Below are 19,548 nucleotides of genomic sequence, written 5' to 3' on the forward strand. Positions count from 1 at the left end.
TTATGCAAAGTCGTGAACAGATCCTAGAAATGCTGACCCAAATCTTGGTCGATGAGTTTGAAATCGATGCAGATGATATCACTTTAGAAGCTTCACTGTATGAAGACCTCGATCTCGACAGCATCGATGCTGTTGATCTGGTGATTAAACTGCAGCAAATGACTGGCAAAAAGATTAAGCCAGAAGAATTTAAAGCGGTTAGAACCGTTGATGATGTGGTTTCAGCAATTGAAGGCTTAGTTAAAGACTAATGCGGCTTTTTCTGCAAATAGTGACAAGCTTGGTGGTTATCGCCTATCCACTGGCAGTTTACTTTGGTTTGCACTATTTGCCAGCTGGCAGCATAGCTCTCGCGTTGTGTGCCATTTTAATTATCAGGCTGTTACTGCAGCAGCAAAAAGTAAAAGCTTTGATGCTACCAATTATCGTAGGGATTGGGCTTACTGCTGGCAGTTTTATTGCTAAACAGAACGATTGGCTATTGTTTTACCCCGTAGTGATAAACCTCACTATGCTGGCTTTATTTGCTTATTCGTTAAAGCATGGTCCCAGTATGATTGAAAGGCTCGCCAGATTAAAAGAGCCAGATCTACCAGATGAGGCAATTAGTTACCTCAACAAGGTCACTCTAATTTGGTGTGGGCTATTTATTTTTAATGGCCTGATGGCGCTGTATACCGCGCTTTATACCAGTATCGAAACATGGACGCTTTATAACGGGCTCATTGCGTATCTGCTTATCGGATCGTTACTGGGTGGTGAATGGTTATATCGAACAATTTGGTTAAAAAAGTCATGACGAATCTACTTAAATCTTGGCTACGCCAAGGCCCGGCGGTGCAGCAGTTAATCAGCTTTAATCATCACGATATTGTCACGGGTGGAGTCTTTACCGCGCAAGTCGCTCAGCTCTATCAACAACTCAAAGATTCAGATGCCAAGCGCTGGTTACTCAACAGCGAAAGCAGCGATCTATTTGCTGTCGGCCTTTGCGCCGGCTTATTGGCTGGAAAACAGATTATTCTACCTGCCAATACCCAAGCGGGCACCTTAAGTGAATTGACCCATGAGTTCGATGGCATCATTGCCAATATGCCCATCTGTGAAGGCAAAGCTTTTTTACGCCTAGATAAAGATCTCTACCCACCAGCTAGCACTTGGCCGCAAACCGAGACTTGGGGCGAATTAGTTTTATTTACTTCTGGTAGCAGCGGAAAACCTAAACGTGTCCCGAAATCAATAGAGCAGCTTGATGCCGAAGTCAGTGTACTTGAGCATACTTTTGCTCAACACCTGCCCCATTGCAGCGTAATATCGACTGTATCGCATCAGCATATCTACGGTTTACTGTTTAAAGTACTTTGGCCATTGGCGGCTAGCCGCCCATTTTTAAGCGATTTAGTCGAGTACCCTGAAACCCTAAGCTACTACGCAAACCTGTTTCCAAACTTATGTTTGATCAGTAGTCCTGCACAACTTTCTCGTCTACCCGACGCACTAGACAATGAACCCCAATTACGCGCGCCAAGCCTAGTCTTTAGCTCTGGTGGTCCATTGAGCTTTGAAGCGTCTAAAGCGGTAGCAAACTGTTATGGTGAGCCACCGATTGAAGTCTTTGGCAGTACTGAAACCGGTGGCATAGCCTACCGTAGCCAACATCAGAAAAATGCCAGTTGGCAGACTTTTGCATCTATCGCTATCGAGCAAGACCTAGTAGATGGCGCACTGCTACTCAAGTCGCCGTATCTGCCAGATAATGATTGGTTAAAATGTGATGACAAAATTAGCTTGAATTCAGATGGCACTTTCTCATTGCAAGGTCGCTTAGATCGCATTATTAAAGTCGAAGAAAAGCGTTTGTCACTGGTGCAGATGGAGTCATTACTTGAGAGCCATCCTTTTGTGGCTAAAGCGGCTTTGCTAATGCTAGAGCAACCACGAGTCCAGCTTGGCGCAGCCATTGAGCTGTCTCAAGAGGGTATTCTGCAATTAGAGCAACACGGCAAGCTAGCACTTAATAACCAACTGAAAAATCACTTACTCAGCCAATTTGAACGCGTGACTTTACCAAGACGTTGGCGTTACACAGAAGCCTTACCGTTAGATCAACAAGGCAAACGGGTACACACCACCATGCTAGCCCTGTTCGACATTGATAAGTTTAAAAGCAAATGATTACATCAACTCTGCCGACCATTATTAGCCAGAGCAGCGATACAGATAGCGCAACTTGGCGCCTAGATATTGCTGCGGACTTGAATTACTTCAATGGCCACTTTCCCGAGCAACCAGTATTGCCCGGTGTAACCCAACTCGACTGGGCAATAAAGCTCGGCTGTGCACATTTTGGCTATAGCGTAGATGTCGCCACGTTAGAAGTACTTAAATTTCAGCAGTTAATGCTGCCTGGCACTCAAGTTGATTTAAGCATTAGCCATAATGCCGCAAAAGCTAAACTGGTATTTGCCTACAGCGATGGAGACAAACGCTTTGCCTCAGGCCGAATCGCGTTAAATACTGCGCAAGCAGTTAGAGCAGACCTAGCCATGACAGGCATTAGCTAATGCGTATTGCTCTAGTGGTCCCCAACTATAATCATCGCGGCGCTATCGAGAAAACCCTTGAGCGCTTAGCGATTTTTGAGCTGCCTTGCTATTTAGTTAACGATGGCAGCGATGATGAAACTCGATTCTTACTGATTGAACTCGCTGAAAAGTACGATTGGGTAACTCTACTGCACCATCCGTTCAATCGTGGCAAAGGCGCGGCGGTTATGACTGGTCTGCGCACTGCTTATGCCGATGGCTTTACTCATGCTTTGCAAGTTGACGCTGATGGCCAGCACGACTTAGATGATATTCCGGCAATGATTAAGCAAGCTGAATCGGCGCCAGAAGCCTTGATTTCAGGTTTACCACAATACGATGAGTCTGTACCCAAAGGCCGTTTATATGGCCGCTATATCACCCACTTTTGGGTGTGGATAGAAACCCTAAGTTTTGACATTCAAGACTCCATGTGCGGCTTTCGCATTTACCCCTTAGCCGCCACTGAAAAGCTGTTTCTAAGCCATGCCTTAGGCGAACGTATGGACTTTGATATCGAAGTGCTCGTGCGCCTTTACTGGCAAGGCGTAAAAGTTATCCACCTCCCAACTAGAGTTATTTACCCTGAAGATGGCGTTAGTCACTTTCAAGGTTTGAAGGATAACGTGCGTATTTCTGTCATGCACAGCAAACTGTTCTTTGGCATGTTACTGCGTCAACCTAAAAACTTGTTTCAGAAATTAAAGCAATCGTTCGCAGGCTCTAACCAAAATAAACATTGGTCTAGCATGACTGAGCGCGGCAGTTATTGGGGCATAAAGCTAATCGCTGAAAGCTATCGCTTAGGCGGACATTGGTTATGTCGTGCCATTATGTATCCAGTGATCGTGTATTTCTATTTAACCGGCACAACGGCTCGCAGTGCTTCGAAGCAATTTTTAACTCATGTCAAAGCCAAGCAGCCTAATCATCCACAGCTAGGTGAATCACTTAGCTGGCGCGATAGCCTTAAGCACTTTTTTGCCTTCGGTAATGCAGCCCTCGATAGAATCGACGCATGGTGCGATCGCATCAAACTCGAACAGGTCGACTTTCCTAATCGAGAGATGCTCGCTAACCAATTGTTAGCAGGTCATGGCGCGGTGTTACTGGTCTCGCACTTAGGTAATTTAGAGCTGTGCAGAGCGATTTCGATCCACCAGCGCCAAGTCAAAGTTAACGTCATGGTGCTGACTCAAAATGCCGAGAATTTCAATAGAGTCCTCAAGCAACTCAACCCAGATAGCTCGCTTAATTTGATTCAAGTAACAGAGCTTGGACCAAGCACTTCTATGCTACTGCAGCAAAAAATTGAAAATGGTGAGTTAGTGGTGATTGCGGGTGACAGAACCTCATCACAAACCGCTGGCAGAGTGATTTATCAAGACTTTTTAGGTGAGCAAGCGCCTTTCCCGCAAGGGCCATTTATTCTTGCAGGTCTATTAGATTGCCCGGTTTATACCATGTTTTGTTTGCGCCAAAATGGCCGTTATCACGTACATTTAGAACACTTTGCCAGTACCTTAAAAGGCCCAAGATCAGGTCGAAGCGAACGACTCGAACTCGCAGTTAAAGAATTTAGCAGCCGCTTGGAGCGTTTTGCGCTTAATGAGCCACTGCAATGGTTTAATTTTTACGATTTTTGGCGCAAAGACGAAGAGTTCCAGCGCGCTAATGCACAAAATAGTGATTGCAGTAGTAATACAGGTGATCCCAAAGGACAAGCAAGAAAATGACCCAACAAACGACCCATAACGCTAATCTTAAAACGGTTGAATTTGGCTACAACAGTCTCTCTCTTGAAGATGTGGTCGCAATTGCTAAAGGCGCTACCGCCAAGTTGAATCAAACTGCCGAATACCAAACCTACATTCAAAAGGGTGCGCTGTTTATCGACAGCCTGTTAAAAGAAGAAGGCGTAGTGTACGGCGTTACCACAGGTTATGGCGACTCTTGTACCGTTACTGTAGGTTTAGATTTAGTCCATGAGCTCCCGCTGCATTTGACTCGTTTTCATGGCTGCGGCATGGGTGAAATCCTATCGCCAATGCAAGCGCGCGCGGTAATGGCTTGCCGACTGAGCTCACTGGCAGTCGGTAAATCTGGTGTCACTTATGAATTACTTAAGCGTATAGAAACCTTACTAAACCTGAATATCACTCCGGTGATCCCTGAAGAGGGTTCTGTTGGCGCAAGCGGTGATTTAACGCCGCTGTCCTACCTAGCCGCAGTATTAATCGGCGAGCGCGATGTGATTTATCAAGGTGAGCGACGTGCCACTAGCGACGTTTATAAACAACTTAATATCGTGCCGCTTAAGCTACGTCCTAAAGAAGGTCTAGCACTGATGAACGGCACAGCCGTTATGACGGCCCTTGCCTGCTTAGCTTATGATCGTGCCCAATATATGACACGCCTTGCTAGCCGTATTACCGCCATGGCATCACTTACCCTAAAAGGTAACTCAAATCATTTTGACGATATCTTGTTTGCCGCGAAGCCTCACCCAGGGCAAAACCAGATAGCAGCTTGGATCCGTGAAGACTTAAATCACCATATCCATCCGCGTAACTCTGACAGACTGCAAGACAGATACTCTATCCGCTGCGCCCCGCACGTCATTGGTGTACTGCAAGATGCCCTGCCGTTTATGCGCCAGTTTATTGAAACTGAGCTAAACAGCGCCAACGACAATCCGATTGTTGATGGTGAAGGCGAACATATTCTGCATGGTGGTCACTTCTACGGTGGTCATATTGCTTTCGCGATGGATGCGATGAAAAATGCCGTTGCCAATATTGCCGATCTTATTGACCGCCAAATGGCGTTGGTAATGGATCAAAAGTTCAATAATGGCTTACCCGCTAACTTGTCTGGTGCAACGGGCAGCCGTAAAGCGATTAACCATGGCTTTAAAGCGGTACAAATCGGTGTATCGGCATGGACAGCTGAAGCGCTTAAAAACACTATGCCAGCCAGTGTTTTTTCACGTTCTACCGAGTGCCATAACCAGGATAAGGTCAGCATGGGGACTATCTCTGCTCGCGACTGTATGCGCGTATTACAACTTACTGAGCAAGTTGCTGCTGCAGCGTTACTGGCCATGTCTCAAGGTATTCGCTTACGCATCGCCCAGCAGGAGTTAGTCGAGAGCTCTATCACCCCTTCTTTGGCCAATACGTTGGCTCAAGTTGAAGCCGATTTTGAACTACTGACCGAAGACAGACCCCTAGAGCAAACACTGCGCTCAACCGTGGACAAGATCCAAAGCGGTTATTGGGAAGTATGCGGAAAGTAATTAAGAACTTTCCCTTACATAGCTATGACCAGGGAGCAAAGAAATGAAAGGCATTTTACATGCAGAGATGGAAGTTGAAATACCATTTCACGATGTCGATTCGATGGGCTATAACGGTTGGCACGGTAACGCTTTTTTTGTAGAACATCATCAGGATATCAGTCGAGGACTCTGCTAATGAAAGGTATCTTACATGCAGAAATGGAAGTCGAAATTCCATTTCACGATGTCGATTCGATGGGCTATATCGGTTGGCATGGTAACGCTTTGTTTATAGAACATCATCAGGGTATCAGTCGAGGACTCTGCTAATGAAAGGCATTTTACATGCAGAGATGGAAGTTGAAATACCATTTCACGATGTCGATTTGATGGGCTATAACGGTTGGCATGGTAACGCTTTGTTTATAGAACATCATCAGGATATCAGTCGAGGACTCTGCTAATGAAAGGCATTTTACATGCAGAGATGGAAGTTGAAATACCATTTCACGATGTCGATTCGATGGGGATCACTTGGCATGGTAACTACTTGCGCTATTTTGAATTAGTACGCTGTAAACTGCTGGATAAAATCGACTATGGTTACCGCGCCATGCAAGACTCGGGTTATAGCTGGCCGATTGTCGACGTGCAGATAAAGTACGTGCAGTCGAGTACCTTCGAGCAGCTTGTCACCGTTAAGGCATCCTTAGTTGAGTGGGAGAACCGCATTAAGATCAACTACCAAGTACTTGATGTTAAAACAGGTAAACGTATTACTAAGGGGTACACCATACAGGCCGCCGTCGATATGCAAACTCAAGAGTTATGCTTTGTTACCCCTGATATATTCCAGCAAAAAATAGCCCATTTAATTGCCGCTAAAAGTCAGCAATCAGAGCAGCCTTAATGAAGTATATATTCAGCCTAATATTAGCCCTGCTGCCTCTATTAATAAGTGGCAGCGGCTTTGCGGCAGATAGCGCAGAAGCTAGCTATAGCGAACTTTTTAATAAGCCTGCTAATAACGCTGATTTACTTAACTTGAGTCAGCAATTATCGCCAAGCGCGCAAACCAAAGGTAGCTTTAGCCAATACCGCTATTTAAAGGTGCTCAAAAAGCCGTTAGTTAGCCAAGGCGAGTTTATCTTCTCTAAAGATCTTGGAATTATTTGGCAGCAAAACAGTCCTTTTGCTAGCACATTGATCTTGAAAGATAAGCAGCTTATTCAAATTGATAGCCAAGGTAACATTAACGTTAACCATGCAGAACAAGCCGGTAGCGCGAATATGATGAGTGATATCATGCCCAAGCTATTAAGTGCATTACTCAGTGGTGACATTAATCAACTGCAACAACACTTTGAATTAAGTCTTAATCTTGATGGCAAACCTCTAGCAACCGAAGCGGGTATAGACTTAAATACGACCGTTGAGCCAACTGCGCAATGGCAACTTGGACTAAAGCCTATCGACCCAATGCTCGCAAAAGCTCTACCTAAAATGGTGCTAGCTGGTAAACAACAAATTCAAACTCTGGTGTTATATAGTGCCAACGGTGATCGCAGTCAGATCGAGTTTTCAGCGCTGGACGAAAGCCCATTAAGCTCTCAAGACAAAGCGCGTTATGAGCCTAATTCTGTGGGCACTGCGCCATAATGAATCTAAGCCTGAGTGCCTTATTAAGCCAAAAGACCGCCAAGTTAAGATTTATACTGTGGCTTGCATTAATCCTCGCCTCGATCGCAACTGGCTTTAGCCTATGGCAAAGCGGTGCTCGGGTACAAAGTGATATTTTAGCTATGCTGCCTAAGGTTAGCGAAAGCCCCATCACTCAGCGCGCAATGGATCAGGTCGAGCAGCAATTAGCTAACCGCGTTTATTTAGGCCTCATCAGTAACAATGAACAATCTGCCATTAACGCAGCCAAGCTAACAATTCAAACCCTCAAACAGCTTGATAGCAAAGATCCCGCATTTATCAATATCAGCAGCGCCGATATGGCGCAAGCTGACGCGCTAAACCAGTATTACTTTAACCACAGGTTTCAGCTATTAACTCTCTCTCAGCAACAGCTATTGCAACAGGGGCAATGGCAACAACTGACTCAAGCCGCACTAGAAAAGCTCTATAACGCTTTTAGTTACGCCAACAGTGAACTACTGAGCCGCGATCCATTACTATTATACCCTGATTCTTTGTTAGCCCTTGCCCCATCGCAACAACTGACAGTCAAGCAAGGCGTGCTCATCGCAACAATAGCGCCAAGCAACAATCAACCACTACGTTATGCGGCAATTGTTATGGCTAAGGGCAGTGACAGCGCGTTTAATCCTAATGCTCAGCAACAACAGTTAAGCGCACTAACGTTGGCCTTCAATACCACTAAATCGCAATTTAAAGAAATTGAAATCATCAAAGCAGGCGCACTGTTTCATGCCATAGCCGCAACCGATAACGCGAAAAAAGAAGTGTCCAGCATAGGGCTATTATCACTCGTTGGGGTCATTAGCTTAGTGTGGCTAGCATTTCGCTCTTTAATGCCACTGACGATAGCCGTTGTCACCGTCAGTACCAGCTTACTATTTGCCGTTGTTAGCACAGCCCTGATATTTGGTGAGCTGCACCTACTGACCTTGGTCTTTGGTACTAGCCTTATCGGGATCTCTATCGACTACTGTTTTCACTATTACTGTGAACGCTTAACTCACCCAAGTGATACTAGTGAGCAGGTGATTAAGCGTATCTTTGCCGCAATAACTCTGGCTCTAATTACCAGCGCTATCGCCTATAGTGCCATGGGGTTCGCACCTTTCCCTGGGATGCAACAAGTTGCCGTCTTCTGCGCAGCTGGGCTACTCGGCGCATACTTAACCTTAGTATTGGCCTACCCAACACTTGCTAGTCAGCCGTTAAACAATGCTAATCAAGCATTAAATCTAGCGAGTCGCTATCAAGGCTTTATGCTTAACCGCTTTACACCTAGAAGCTTAATCGCAAAAATGGGTCTCTCTCTTAGCGTCACTATCTTCATTTTAACGGGCTTGCTAAGGCTCACTGCCAATGATGATATTCGCCAGCTGCAACACACGCCCACTGATATTCAAGCAGAAGAAAATCAGCTTCGCACCTTACTCAGTGGTGGCACTGATAATCAGTTTCTACTGGTTACGGCAGCAACAGAAGAGCAAGTAAAACAGCATTTAGCAGAGCTTGAGCCGATACTAGAACAAGCTAAGCAAGATAACCTTATTGGTAACCATTTAAGCTTAAGTCGATTCTTGCCTAGTCAGAAACAGCAGCAGCTAAACTATCAGTTGCAAGGGCAGATTTATCTGCAACATTTAGATGAAATCATTGCCACGTTAGGCTTAGATGACAACATAAAACCAGAATTGATATACGCCTATCAGGCGGCTGGTTCAGAGTTTATTAGCGCCGCCAGCTTCTTAAACCATCAAGCAGGAGTAAGCTTTAAACCACTTTGGCTTGCCGCTGATATAAAAGATGATTCAGGCTATGGTGCAATCGTGCTGCTTGGCGGTATCAAACAACTTAATCGTGTCGCCGCACTATTTACAGATAATGCCAATGTTCAGCTAGTCGATAAAGTTGGTGACATATCAAGAGTGATGGGCCATTACCGCCAACTCACTTTAGCCTTACTCGCCATCGCCTTAGTGGTTGCAGGTGTTATATTTAGCTTTAGATTTGGCTTGAAGCTCGCAGCAGTAGTGGTTGCTGTGCCCGCATTAGCCGCATTACTGACGCTGGCAAGCTTAGGCTTACTCAATAACCCACTCACGCTTTTTCATGCTTTAGCACTTATTTTGGTGTTTGGTATTGGCGTCGATTACAGCTTATTTTTTGCCGAATCGACCCAACAATCTAAAGGCGTAATGATGGCGGTCTTTATGTCGGCTATATCAACAATACTTGCCTTTGGCTTACTGGCTTTTAGCCAAACACCGGCGATAAATGCCTTCGGGCTGACACTGTTATTCGGTATTAGCTTTACCTTTTTACTGGCGCCATTTATTCAAAATTTCACAAGGAATCCCCTTTAATGTCGAGTGCAACCTCAGTTCAGAATGACGTCGAACAATGCACTACCGAAACGGTAGATGTTGCGATTATAGGGGCTGGACCATCGGGTAGTATTGTCGCTAGTCTGCTACACGCCCAAGGCAAGAAGGTTCTGGTATTAGAGAAGCAGCACTTCCCGCGCTTTTCGATTGGTGAAAGCTTGCTGCCTTGTTGTATGCAGGTCATTACCGAGGCCAATATGCTTGAAGCGGTCAATCAAGCAGGGTTCCAATTTAAAAATGGCGCCGCATTTAGATACCAAGACAAATACACCACCTTTGACTTTACCGATAAATTTACCCCAGGCCCAGGCACTACGTTTCAAGTTGAGCGCGCCACATTTGATAAATTGCTCGCCGATGAAGCCTGTAAGCAAGGCGTAGATATTCGTTATGGCCACACAGTTCACTCGGTCGCATTAAGCGGAGAATCGAGTCTTGAAATCAGAAATGAACAAGGCCAAACACAGACTATTAAGGCTAAGTTTATCCTCGATGCCAGTGGTTTTGGCCGAGTACTGCCACGCCTACTCGACCTAGAAAAACCATCGACACTGCCGACCCGTAGCGCTGTGTTTAATCATGTTCGCGACAACATTAGCGACCCAAACTTTGATCGTAATAAGATATTAATTAGTGTCCACCCAGATAACCAAGATATTTGGTACTGGCTGATCCCATTTAGCGATGGTCGTTGCTCGGTTGGCGTAGTCGGTGAGCCTCATCAATTAGCCGTGGTAGAAAACGGCCTCGATGGCGACTTAGATCAGCTACTTAAAATCATGATTGACCAGGAGCCAGGCTTAAAGAAACTGCTAGCGAATGCAGAGTTAATTAATCAATCTGGCTTATTAAAAGGCTACTCAGCCAACGTCAAAACCCTAGCGACTGACAAATTCGCCCTACTGGGTAATGCCGGCGAATTTCTTGACCCGGTGTTTTCATCTGGTGTCACCATCGCTATGCAGTCAGCATCAATGGCGGCTAAAACACTGCTTAAGCAGTTAAATGGCGAGACAGTGGATTGGCAACAGGATTACGCTACACCATTAATGAAGGGCGTCGACACATTTAGAACCTACGTTGAAGCTTGGTACGATTGCCGCTTTCAAGATACGATCTTTTTTGACGATCCAGATCCAAAGATCAAACAGATGATCTGCTCTATTCTGGCGGGTTATGCTTGGGATGAGCAAAACCCTTTTGTCAGTGAGTCTAAGCGTCGTTTAGATATGGTTGTTGAACTATGTCGCAGCTAAATCGCCATTTTGGCATCATAGTTTTTGCACTATTACTCAGTGCTTGCAGCCACACGTTGGAGCGTAAAACCTGCGTTGAGCTGGCAAGCGATGTCAGATATTGCTTAGCGCCTGTTGCAGACTCACTACCTCAACAGCAAACAGTCAGCGCAACCCAAAAAGCGACCATTCGCACTCAGGACCAGCAACATGAACTGCTCACTCAGCTAGAGTTAACTCAGCAAAACCTAACATTGGTGGGTCTAGCTCCGTTAGGGCAAGCGCTATTTACGCTGACCTATGATGATTATACGCTGGTAAGCGAGCAGAGTACTTTTATGGGCGAGCAATTTAAAGCTGAGTATCTGCTCGCGATAATGCAATTAATTTACTGGCCCGATGATAGCGTCAATCGCCATTTACAAGGTGCGGTTATACGTCCGTATCAGTGCGATGCAAACTTATGCCGTGGCCTTTTTACAGAGCAAAGTGATAGCAAAAATAGCCCAGATGCCGATAAGAACAGCAATAACAACCTACCGATTATTGCCATTCGCTATCACGCTAGCGACAATAGTAAACAAGATAAGTGGCAAACCAATGTTGAGCTAACGATTGATGCAGCCGACTTTAAACTCAATATCAGCCCGATATAACTCTTACGTGGTGGACATTTAAGTGAACTCAACAACGCCAATTGCGATAACCCATTTAGGCTTATGCACGCCGATAGGGCAAACTCCGCAAGCTGTACTCGACAACTTAGTTGCCGGTAATATCGATGGCATGCAATGGCGTGATGACTTGCTATTTGAACGCTCTGTATTAGTCGGCCAAATTCCTTTTGAATTACCTCAAATACCTAAACAACTCGCGCAGTTCGACACCCGTAATAATCAGTTAGCCTTGCTTATTGCGCAGCAGATTGAGTCTAGCGTTAAACAAGCCAAGCAAGATTATGGTAGCCAGCGAGTAGGTATTGTTATTGGTACTAGTACCTCGGGTATTTCCACCGGAGAACAGGCACTTAGTGTGCACCAGAGCCAAGGTGAATTTCCCCAAGATTATGACTATGCCAAACAAGAGCTCGGCGATACCAGTCAATTCTTGCAGGCCTATTTAGATCTAACTGGCCCTTGCTATACCGTATCAACTGCGTGCTCATCGAGTGCAAAAGTGTTTGCCAGTGCGACTCGCTTAATTAACGCGGACGTATGCGATATGGTGATCGTTGGTGGCGTTGATACTCTTTGTCAGCTCACTCTGAACGGCTTTCACTCACTGGAATCAATATCTAGCGGCCATTGCCAACCTTTCAGCCAAAACCGCGACGGCATTAACATAGGTGAAGGCGGTGCCCTGTTTATTTTAGAAAAGGTAGCTGCAGCTCCTGAAGCTATCGTACTCAGCGGCTTTGGTGAGTCGAGCGATGCGCACCATATTTCGGCGCCACACCCTGAAGGGCGCGGCGCGATTGCAGCCATGCAAGCCGCACTAACGATGGCAGGCTTATCACCTTCGCAGATTGATTACCTCAACCTGCATGGCACTGCGACGCCTAAAAACGACGCTATGGAGAGCCGCGCGGTACAGCAAGTATTTGGTAAAAATCTGCCAGCTTGTAGCTCGACCAAGCCGCTTACCGGGCATACACTGGGCGCAGCAGGGGCAATAGAAGCGGCATTTTGCTATTTGCTACTTAGCGACTACAACCGCCAGCAATATTTACCGCCCCAAGTATGGGATAATCAACGCGATACTAACGATCCTAACTTACCTTTAGTCGGCTCAGCTACGCAGACCAAGATACGGCATGTAATGAGTAACTCGTTTGCCTTTGGTGGCAGCAATGCCAGCCTGATCTTAAGTCGCAAGCTCTGTGCCGCAGAATCTCAATTAGCTAATGACCCACAAGGGATAAACCAAGATGTTTGATCCAACCAAACTTTCTGAGTGTGATGTTGCTGAGTTTATCCCTCATCGCGACCCAATGATTTTGATTAGCCAATTGCTTGAGTACAGCCAAGATAGCTTACTCACGCAAACTGATGTATCGACAGCCAGCCCATACTTTGATCCTCGTTTAAATGGTGTCCCCAACTACGTAGGTATTGAATATATGGCACAGAGTATTGCCGCGCTAGCTGGCGTTGAAGCACATTTACGCAATGATATAATTCGAGTCGGATTTTTGCTTGGTAGCCGTAAACTTAAGATGCATATCAGCCAATTTGAACTGGGCCAGAGTTACCAAACAAAAGTGACTCGTTTATATCAAGAAGAGTCTGGTTTAGCTGTGTTTGATTGCCAAATCCTCCACAATCAAGAGGTGGTTGCTGAAGCCAACGTCAATGTGTTTCAGCCACAAGATACCCAAGCCTATATCGCCGATGCAGCGCAATAGCTAGCAACGACATATCAATAGAATATACAAACGTAGCCCGCTAATACATCTTAACGGATGACGAATAATAATCAGGCTGCGTAGGGAGCAACAAGATGTCAAAAAGAGTATTAGTAACCGGTTCGAGCCGTGGTATTGGTAAAGCCATCGCCCTCAGATTAGCGGCTTCTGGTTTTGATATTGCTATGCATTTTCATAGCAATCAGCAAGCAGCTGATACGACTAAGACAGAATTAGAGCAGCATGGTATTAAAGTAACATGTCTACAATTTGATATTGCCAACCGCGCACTCGTCAAACAGGCTATCGAACAAGATATTGAGCAACACGGTGCTTATTATGGCGTCGTTCTCAATGCGGGTATTAATGCCGACACAGCATTCCCTGCGATGACTGAAAGTGAGTGGGACAGCGTAGTCCACACTAACCTTGATGGCTTTTATAACGTGATTCATCCAACCGTAATGCCTATGGTGCAAGGTCGCCAAGGCGGACGCATTATTACGCTTGCGTCAGTATCTGGCATTGCTGGTAACCGCGGTCAAGTAAACTACAGCGCTTCTAAAGCCGGAATTATCGGTGCAACCAAGGCACTGTCTTTAGAGCTCGCTAAGCGCAAAATCACCGTAAACTGTATTGCACCGGGTTTAATCGAAACGGATATGGTCAGCGATATCCCTAAAGATATGGTCAACACCCTAGTGCCGATGCGCCGCATGGGTAAGCCATCAGAAATTGCCGGCTTAGCTAACTATTTAATGTCTGAAGATGCCGCCTATGTCACGCGTCAGGTGATCTCGGTAAACGGAGGCATGATATGAGCCAAGCCGCTTTTCCGCGCCGCGTAGTCATCACTGGAGTAGGTGGTATTTCAGCACTTGGTCATGACTGGCCAACAATAGCTGCAAGTTTAAAAGCACAAAAGAACTGCGTAGTACGCATGGACGAGTGGGATAGATTTGCCGATTTGCATACCCGTTTAGCCGCACCAGTGACCGACTTTGAAGTGCCCAGCCATTACAAGCGTAAGAAGATCCGCTCAATGGGACGAGTATCGATTATGGCGACTCGCGCCAGTGAACTTGCACTTATCGATGCCAATTTGCTTGATGATCCTGTTGTTACATCCGGCGCGATGGGCATCGCTTACGGTTCATCCACAGGCAGTACCGATCCGATTGTCGCCTTTGGTGACATGCTCAAAGACGGTGATATGTCTGGCGTAACTGCCACTAGCTATATCCGTATGATGGCCCATACCACAGCTGTTAACGTGGGCGTCTTCTTTGGCCTTAAAGGCCGCGTGCACACCACCAGCAGCGCCTGTACCTCAGGCAGTCAAGGCATAGGCTACGCCTATGAAGCGATCAAATATGGTCAGCAAGATCTGATGCTGGCAGGTGGCGGCGAAGAGCTGTGCCCAACCGAAGCTGTGGTGTTTGATACCTTATTCGCCACCAGCACTCAAAACGATGCCCCAACAGCAAACCCACGCCCGTTTGATAAAGAACGCGACGGTCTAGTCATTGGCGAAGGCGCTTGCACCTTAGTGCTAGAAGAACTAGAACATGCAAAAGCTCGCGGTGCAAAAATCTATGCAGAAATCGTTGGCTTTGGTACTAATGCCGATGGTCTGCACGTGACGCAACCCAACAGCGCAACCATGGAAACCGCGATTCGCTTAGCGTTAAAAGATGCTGCTATTGATGCCAATAAAGTCGGTTATGTGAATGCTCACGGCACGGCAACAGACCGCGGCGATATTGCTGAAACACAGGCGACTCATGCGGTATTTGGCGCAAAGCAACCTATCTCATCGCTTAAGAGCTACACCGGCCATACACTCGGAGCCTGCGGCGCACTAGAAGCTTGGGTGAGCATTGAGATGATGAATGCAGGTTGGTTTGCGCCAACACTGAATTTAACTGAAATTGACCCTGAATGCGCTGAGCTAGACTACATCAAAGATGATATTCGCTTGCTTGAAACTGACTATGTGATGAGTAATAACTTTGCCTTTGGCGGTATTAATACTTCACTTATCTTTAAAAAATGGCACGACTAATCAATATTACGTCCCCAAACAAAAAGCCCCCATCTAGGAGGCTTTTTTAGTATTTGTGGCTAGATATTAGCTTTTAGGTACACTGACATAAAGCCCAGAAAAACACGCACACAGCTTGTCGTTACAATAAAGCTCTACCACTAAACGTACTTTCACTCGACGTCCTTGTGCTAACGAAGTTAAATCAACATCAGGCCAGCAAACCTTAGCGACAGGCTGGCTATCAATTGGGGCGATATAGCGCACATTAGCATCCGCCAATACAATGTCACCATCTACATCAGCTAACTTTTGCTGCAGCCATAACATACCCCAGCCAGTGAGCGTCATTACCGTATAGATGCTGCCAGCAAACATGGTCTGATGTAGATTGATATTGGGCTCTAGTGGCGCTGAGACTTTGAAAGCAGCACCATTAAACACCTTAGGCACAATCTGCATAAATTTACTAACAGGTATGGTTTGATGCCAAGTCTGCTGCAGCTCAATAAGCAAGTCTTGGTGATTTAACTCTGTCATTTATTGATCCTAATACTGGCAAATACAAACCCTATGCCTGCGTTATAAACACTAAACTTGTAAGTTAAATGTCACTGGGCCATCGTTAACTAATGACACTTTCATGTCTGCAGCAAATTGACCTGTTTGAGTGTTGACCCCTTTTGATTGACAGAAATCAACAAACGCATCATATAGCTCGCGAGCCATATCAGGAGTGCCTGCACCAGAAAAGCTCGGACGTAGTCCGCGGCTAGTGTCAGCAGCTAGGGTAAACTGAGACACGACAAGCAGACTGCCACCAACCTGCTCAAGATTTAAGTTGGTCTTACCGTTTTCATCGGCAAAAACACGATAGCTCATCACTTTTGTGGCCAGCTTTTGCATTTTTTCAATGTCATCGCCTTGCTCTACCCCTAGCAGGACTAGCAAACCTTTGCCGATTTCGCCAATAGTCTCACCATCAACGACCACTTTTGCTTCACTTACACGTTGAATTAAGCCAATCACTTACTCTTATCTCCGATAAAAAATTAAATATTTACAAGAAGGACCTAGATCCTAGGGCGCTTCGCTTTGAGGACGGGCTTTGCCCTGCTAGGAGCAGCAAAAACCAAAAGCACCACCCGCAGCCTTTGTTGAATTTTCGCTTTTCAGTTTTTCCGGCTTTACCTAAGACCTGCTTTTCCGTAAGCGTAGCGGCCGCAGGCTGTTATCGTCTTAGCTTTTCCTAGGACCTAGAACCTTTCTCAGCTTTTCCTAGAACCTTCTTTAAATCGACTGAATATTCTGCATTACCGGAATAGGCTTAATCACATCTTGTGAGCCTTCTGGCAGAGACTCCGCAACCTGACGTAAACCTTCGTCAGTCCATAAAATAAATCGGCGTAACTCTTCCATAGTAATGGTATCAACAAAGGTTGCCGCACCTTGCACTTGGATCACCGCACCTTTGTCACGAATAACAAACTTAGCAAAGTTGAGCTTTTGGTTAAGCGTACCAATCATAAACAGCATCTCTTTGCTGCCGACATACTTAGGGTGAATCGCATAAAAACGGTTCATCATAATACGGTCGATACCGTCAGGATTCATACTCGGCTGTAGAATAAACTGGGTTTGGTCAAAATCAACGGCCACACCATTAGGGCCGGCACGAGATGCTAAATAACTTTTATTTAGTAGAGCTTCCAGCAATTTAGTCGTTGCCTCTTCATTAGAAAGGCCACCTAAATTAACACTGTCAGGTGCCTTTGTAGCAGCTTCCACAGCAGTAGTGTTTTCTGTTGCCGCACATGCGCTCAGGCTCATAATTAGGCCTGCAATAATCAATTTTTTCATAGCGTCTATATTTCCTTTTTATTGTTTGGCCATTTCCCGTATGGCGTTTATTACTGCTTTCGCCATCTTTACGTCAGCTAAAGCGTGATACGCGCCTTTAATCTCAGTCACTTTAATTAGCTGACTTGCCCGCCCTTTAAAGAAGCTATTCACAACATTAAAGGGACAAACCCAATCTAACTCGCCCTGCAAGACGTATGTTTGCGACTGAATTAACGGCAACTTTTGAGACAACTTTTCAAATGCACCAAAGTAATCATTAGCAACATAATAAAGCTCAATGCTTGCTAGAGACTGACTGGAATGTGCATTTAACAACTCGTGTCCATAGCTAGGATAAGCTAACGCCATTTCCCAACGATTCCATTTTTGAGCAAAGTGTTGCCTTACTTCATGGCAAGGGTTATCTATCCCGTTGCGATAATGCGTAAATAATTCAGCAAGTGAGTTAGCTCTAACTGCAGTAATTTGAAATTGCGCATAATCATCTGCAAATAATCGCGCCGCACCACTATCCCCATAAAGCCACTTAATGCCTTCTTTATTAGGGATAAACAATCCCCAGAGCACTTGCGAAACCACTCGATTTGGATAACACGCCGAATACAATAGCGCCAAAGTGGCACCAAATGAGCCCCCAGCTAACATCCATTGTGGGATATCAAGCCAGCATCTGACTCGCTCAATATCACCTAGCAATAGCATTAAACTATTACCCTGTAACTCTCCTCGTGGACGAGAGCGTCCCGCCCCACGCTGGTCGAGCAAAATGACCCGATAAACTGACAAGTCGAATAAACTTAAATCTTCAATACAACAGCCGGCGCCAGGCCCACCATGTAAATACAACAGTGATATCCCCTTCGGGTTACCATACTGAGCCACATATAACTCATGCCCTTGGCCGACCTCCAACCATCCACTTTTAAATGGTTTAGGTTGTTGAGCCTGCATTAATCTGTTTGCTTATCAGCTGCAGGTTGAGAAGTTGCAGCTAAATTTTCCTGTTCAGCTTGCGTATCCGTTTGGCTAGCACTTGCATAGCTTTCGTTAGCAGCGCTTGCATCCACTGCAGAGTCGGCATCTACAGCAGCGGCTGCATCAAGTGCTGATTGCTTATCTCTCAATTGCTGACACTCGTGCAAATACTCAGGCAAACCTGCAGTGATCTCGGCGCCCACTAACACGATAACCCACGATACATAAACCCAAACGAACAAAATAGGTATAGTCGCTAGCGCACCGTAGATCGCCTCGTAACTCGGAAACTGAGTCACGTAATAAGCAAAGCCTTTTTTGCCCAGCTCAAATAACATCGCAGCGACTAATGCACCTAACAGCGCATGTAAAAACTTAACCTTTTTAATCGGCACAACCATGTACAGCAATAAGAAAGCAGCGACCGAAAACAACATAGGCAGGCGTTCTATCAATAAAGGAACGACACCGGAAAGTTCTGTATCGCTAAATAACTTTAATGACACGATATAAGACGTCGCCACTAAGCTTGCACCAACAAGCACTGGCCCTAAGGTTAGTACCATCCAATACATCGAAAAAGAGACGGCAGCTTGACGCTTTTCTTCGGTACGCCAAATACTATTTAGTGCCTTATCGATAGCTGAGATCAACATCAAGGCAACGATCATTAATGCTGCAATACCCACGCTTGTGCCTTTAGAGGCATTAGCGACAAATTCATTAATGTAAATCTGTACAGTATCACCAGCTGCAGGTAAAAAGTTGTCATATACAAAGGCTTCTAACTTTTCACGAATACCGGAAAATACTGGGAATGCCGACAACATAGAAAACATAACCGCGACAATCGGCACCAGAGACAACAAAGTCACGTATGCTAAGTGTCCAGCCTTTATATTGACTTGGTCCTCTTTAAAACGGCTAAGCAAGTGTAAAAAAAATGCCCAAATACTCAACAAAAAAGAACGAACCTGATTTATCACCATCTTATTTTTCACTTGTTACTCTTGATTCTGTTAAAGTTAGTCTTACGTTCTAAGACAATAAATGATTTGCCAATCACTATCTTGG

At 45.5% G+C, this 19,548-nt stretch carries 22 protein-coding genes; 17 read left to right on the top strand and 5 right to left on the bottom strand.

The features are described 5' to 3' along the window. The first annotated feature begins 2 nt into the window (after window positions 1–2). The 17 genes from AB4298_RS06200 to AB4298_RS06280 all read left to right on the top strand — a co-directional run bounded on the left by AB4298_RS06200 (window position 3) and on the right by AB4298_RS06280 (window position 15,657). Window positions 3–251 (top strand): acyl carrier protein, encoded by a 249-nt coding sequence (locus tag AB4298_RS06200; protein ID WP_371986057.1) that lies wholly within the window; start codon window positions 3–5, stop codon window positions 249–251. Continuing rightward, the gene (locus AB4298_RS06205) at window positions 251–799 is read left to right on the top strand and encodes a COG4648 family protein (RefSeq protein ID WP_248999949.1); all 549 of its coding nucleotides are present in this window, start codon (window positions 251–253) and stop codon (window positions 797–799) included. The genes AB4298_RS06200 and AB4298_RS06205 overlap by 1 nt, the downstream gene beginning before the upstream one ends. Continuing rightward, on the top strand, window positions 796–2,175 hold the full coding sequence (locus tag AB4298_RS06210) for an AMP-binding protein (protein ID WP_371986059.1): 1,380 nt from the start codon (window positions 796–798) through the stop codon (window positions 2,173–2,175). The genes AB4298_RS06205 and AB4298_RS06210 overlap by 4 nt, the downstream gene beginning before the upstream one ends. Continuing rightward, window positions 2,172–2,564, top strand: coding sequence for an ApeI family dehydratase (locus AB4298_RS06215; protein ID WP_371986060.1), 393 nt, complete (start codon window positions 2,172–2,174; stop codon window positions 2,562–2,564). Before AB4298_RS06210 ends, AB4298_RS06215 begins: the two co-directional genes overlap by 4 nt. Further along, window positions 2,564–4,321: a glycosyltransferase family 2 protein gene (locus AB4298_RS06220; protein WP_371986061.1), complete on the top strand. Its 1,758-nt coding sequence runs from the start codon at window positions 2,564–2,566 to the stop codon at window positions 4,319–4,321. The genes AB4298_RS06215 and AB4298_RS06220 overlap by 1 nt, the downstream gene beginning before the upstream one ends. Beyond that, window positions 4,318–5,883, top strand: coding sequence for an HAL/PAL/TAL family ammonia-lyase (locus tag AB4298_RS06225; RefSeq protein ID WP_248999953.1), 1,566 nt, complete (start codon window positions 4,318–4,320; stop codon window positions 5,881–5,883). Before AB4298_RS06220 ends, AB4298_RS06225 begins: the two co-directional genes overlap by 4 nt. A 43-nt stretch (window positions 5,884–5,926) precedes the next feature. Next, entirely contained in the window at window positions 5,927–6,061 is a 135-nt protein-coding gene (locus AB4298_RS06230; protein WP_371986062.1) for a hypothetical protein, read from the top strand. 133 nt (window positions 6,062–6,194) lie between these two features. Then, complete coding sequence (locus AB4298_RS06235; RefSeq protein WP_371986063.1) at window positions 6,195–6,329, top strand: hypothetical protein; 135 nt, start codon at window positions 6,195–6,197, stop codon at window positions 6,327–6,329. After that, window positions 6,329–6,775, top strand: a complete 447-nt coding sequence (locus tag AB4298_RS06240; protein WP_248999954.1) for an acyl-CoA thioesterase — start codon at window positions 6,329–6,331, stop codon at window positions 6,773–6,775. The genes AB4298_RS06235 and AB4298_RS06240 overlap by 1 nt, the downstream gene beginning before the upstream one ends. Then, complete coding sequence (locus AB4298_RS06245; RefSeq protein WP_371986065.1) at window positions 6,775–7,524, top strand: outer membrane lipoprotein carrier protein LolA; 750 nt, start codon at window positions 6,775–6,777, stop codon at window positions 7,522–7,524. Before AB4298_RS06240 ends, AB4298_RS06245 begins: the two co-directional genes overlap by 1 nt. Next, complete coding sequence (gene apeM / locus AB4298_RS06250) at window positions 7,524–9,932, top strand: ApeM family transporter (protein ID WP_371986067.1); 2,409 nt, start codon at window positions 7,524–7,526, stop codon at window positions 9,930–9,932. Before AB4298_RS06245 ends, apeM begins: the two co-directional genes overlap by 1 nt. Continuing rightward, window positions 9,932–11,209 (top strand): NAD(P)/FAD-dependent oxidoreductase, encoded by a 1,278-nt coding sequence (locus tag AB4298_RS06255; RefSeq protein ID WP_371986068.1) that lies wholly within the window; start codon window positions 9,932–9,934, stop codon window positions 11,207–11,209. Before apeM ends, AB4298_RS06255 begins: the two co-directional genes overlap by 1 nt. Continuing rightward, entirely contained in the window at window positions 11,197–11,844 is a 648-nt protein-coding gene (gene apeN / locus AB4298_RS06260) for an ApeN family LolB-like membrane protein (RefSeq protein ID WP_371986069.1), read from the top strand. Before AB4298_RS06255 ends, apeN begins: the two co-directional genes overlap by 13 nt. Window positions 11,845–11,866: 22 nt before the next feature. Then, window positions 11,867–13,123, top strand: a complete 1,257-nt coding sequence (locus tag AB4298_RS06265) for a beta-ketoacyl-[acyl-carrier-protein] synthase family protein (RefSeq protein ID WP_371986071.1) — start codon at window positions 11,867–11,869, stop codon at window positions 13,121–13,123. Continuing rightward, a complete protein-coding gene (locus tag AB4298_RS06270) occupies window positions 13,116–13,592 on the top strand; it encodes a hotdog family protein (RefSeq protein ID WP_371986072.1) in 477 nt (158 codons plus the stop codon). Before AB4298_RS06265 ends, AB4298_RS06270 begins: the two co-directional genes overlap by 8 nt. Before the next feature lie 95 nt (window positions 13,593–13,687). Next, window positions 13,688–14,413, top strand: coding sequence for a 3-ketoacyl-ACP reductase FabG2 (locus AB4298_RS06275; protein ID WP_371986073.1), 726 nt, complete (start codon window positions 13,688–13,690; stop codon window positions 14,411–14,413). After that, on the top strand, window positions 14,410–15,657 hold the full coding sequence (locus AB4298_RS06280) for a beta-ketoacyl-ACP synthase (RefSeq protein WP_371986074.1): 1,248 nt from the start codon (window positions 14,410–14,412) through the stop codon (window positions 15,655–15,657). Before AB4298_RS06275 ends, AB4298_RS06280 begins: the two co-directional genes overlap by 4 nt. A gap of 66 nt (window positions 15,658–15,723) precedes the next feature. On the opposite strand, the gene AB4298_RS06285 is transcribed toward AB4298_RS06280, so the two are convergent. The 5 genes from AB4298_RS06285 to AB4298_RS06305 all read right to left on the bottom strand — a co-directional run bounded on the left by AB4298_RS06285 (window position 15,724) and on the right by AB4298_RS06305 (window position 19,463). Next, complete coding sequence (locus AB4298_RS06285) at window positions 15,724–16,176, bottom strand: thioesterase domain-containing protein (protein ID WP_371986075.1); 453 nt, start codon at window positions 16,174–16,176, stop codon at window positions 15,724–15,726. 51 nt (window positions 16,177–16,227) lie between these two features. Continuing rightward, window positions 16,228–16,665: a D-aminoacyl-tRNA deacylase gene (gene dtd / locus AB4298_RS06290; protein WP_248999964.1), complete on the bottom strand. Its 438-nt coding sequence runs from the start codon at window positions 16,663–16,665 to the stop codon at window positions 16,228–16,230. A 261-nt stretch (window positions 16,666–16,926) separates the two neighbouring features. Continuing rightward, window positions 16,927–17,496, bottom strand: coding sequence for a M14 family metallopeptidase (locus tag AB4298_RS06295; protein WP_371986076.1), 570 nt, complete (start codon window positions 17,494–17,496; stop codon window positions 16,927–16,929). 18 nt (window positions 17,497–17,514) lie between these two features. Beyond that, window positions 17,515–18,450: an alpha/beta fold hydrolase gene (locus AB4298_RS06300; RefSeq protein ID WP_248999966.1), complete on the bottom strand. Its 936-nt coding sequence runs from the start codon at window positions 18,448–18,450 to the stop codon at window positions 17,515–17,517. Continuing rightward, a complete protein-coding gene (locus tag AB4298_RS06305) occupies window positions 18,450–19,463 on the bottom strand; it encodes a virulence factor BrkB family protein (RefSeq protein ID WP_371986153.1) in 1,014 nt (337 codons plus the stop codon). The genes AB4298_RS06300 and AB4298_RS06305 overlap by 1 nt, the downstream gene beginning before the upstream one ends. Window positions 19,464–19,548 lie beyond the last annotated feature (85 nt).

Origin of the sequence: Shewanella sp. 10N.261.52.F9, from assembly GCF_041471165.1 — a bacterium.
GTDB lineage: Bacteria > Pseudomonadota > Gammaproteobacteria > Enterobacterales > Shewanellaceae > Shewanella > Shewanella marinintestina.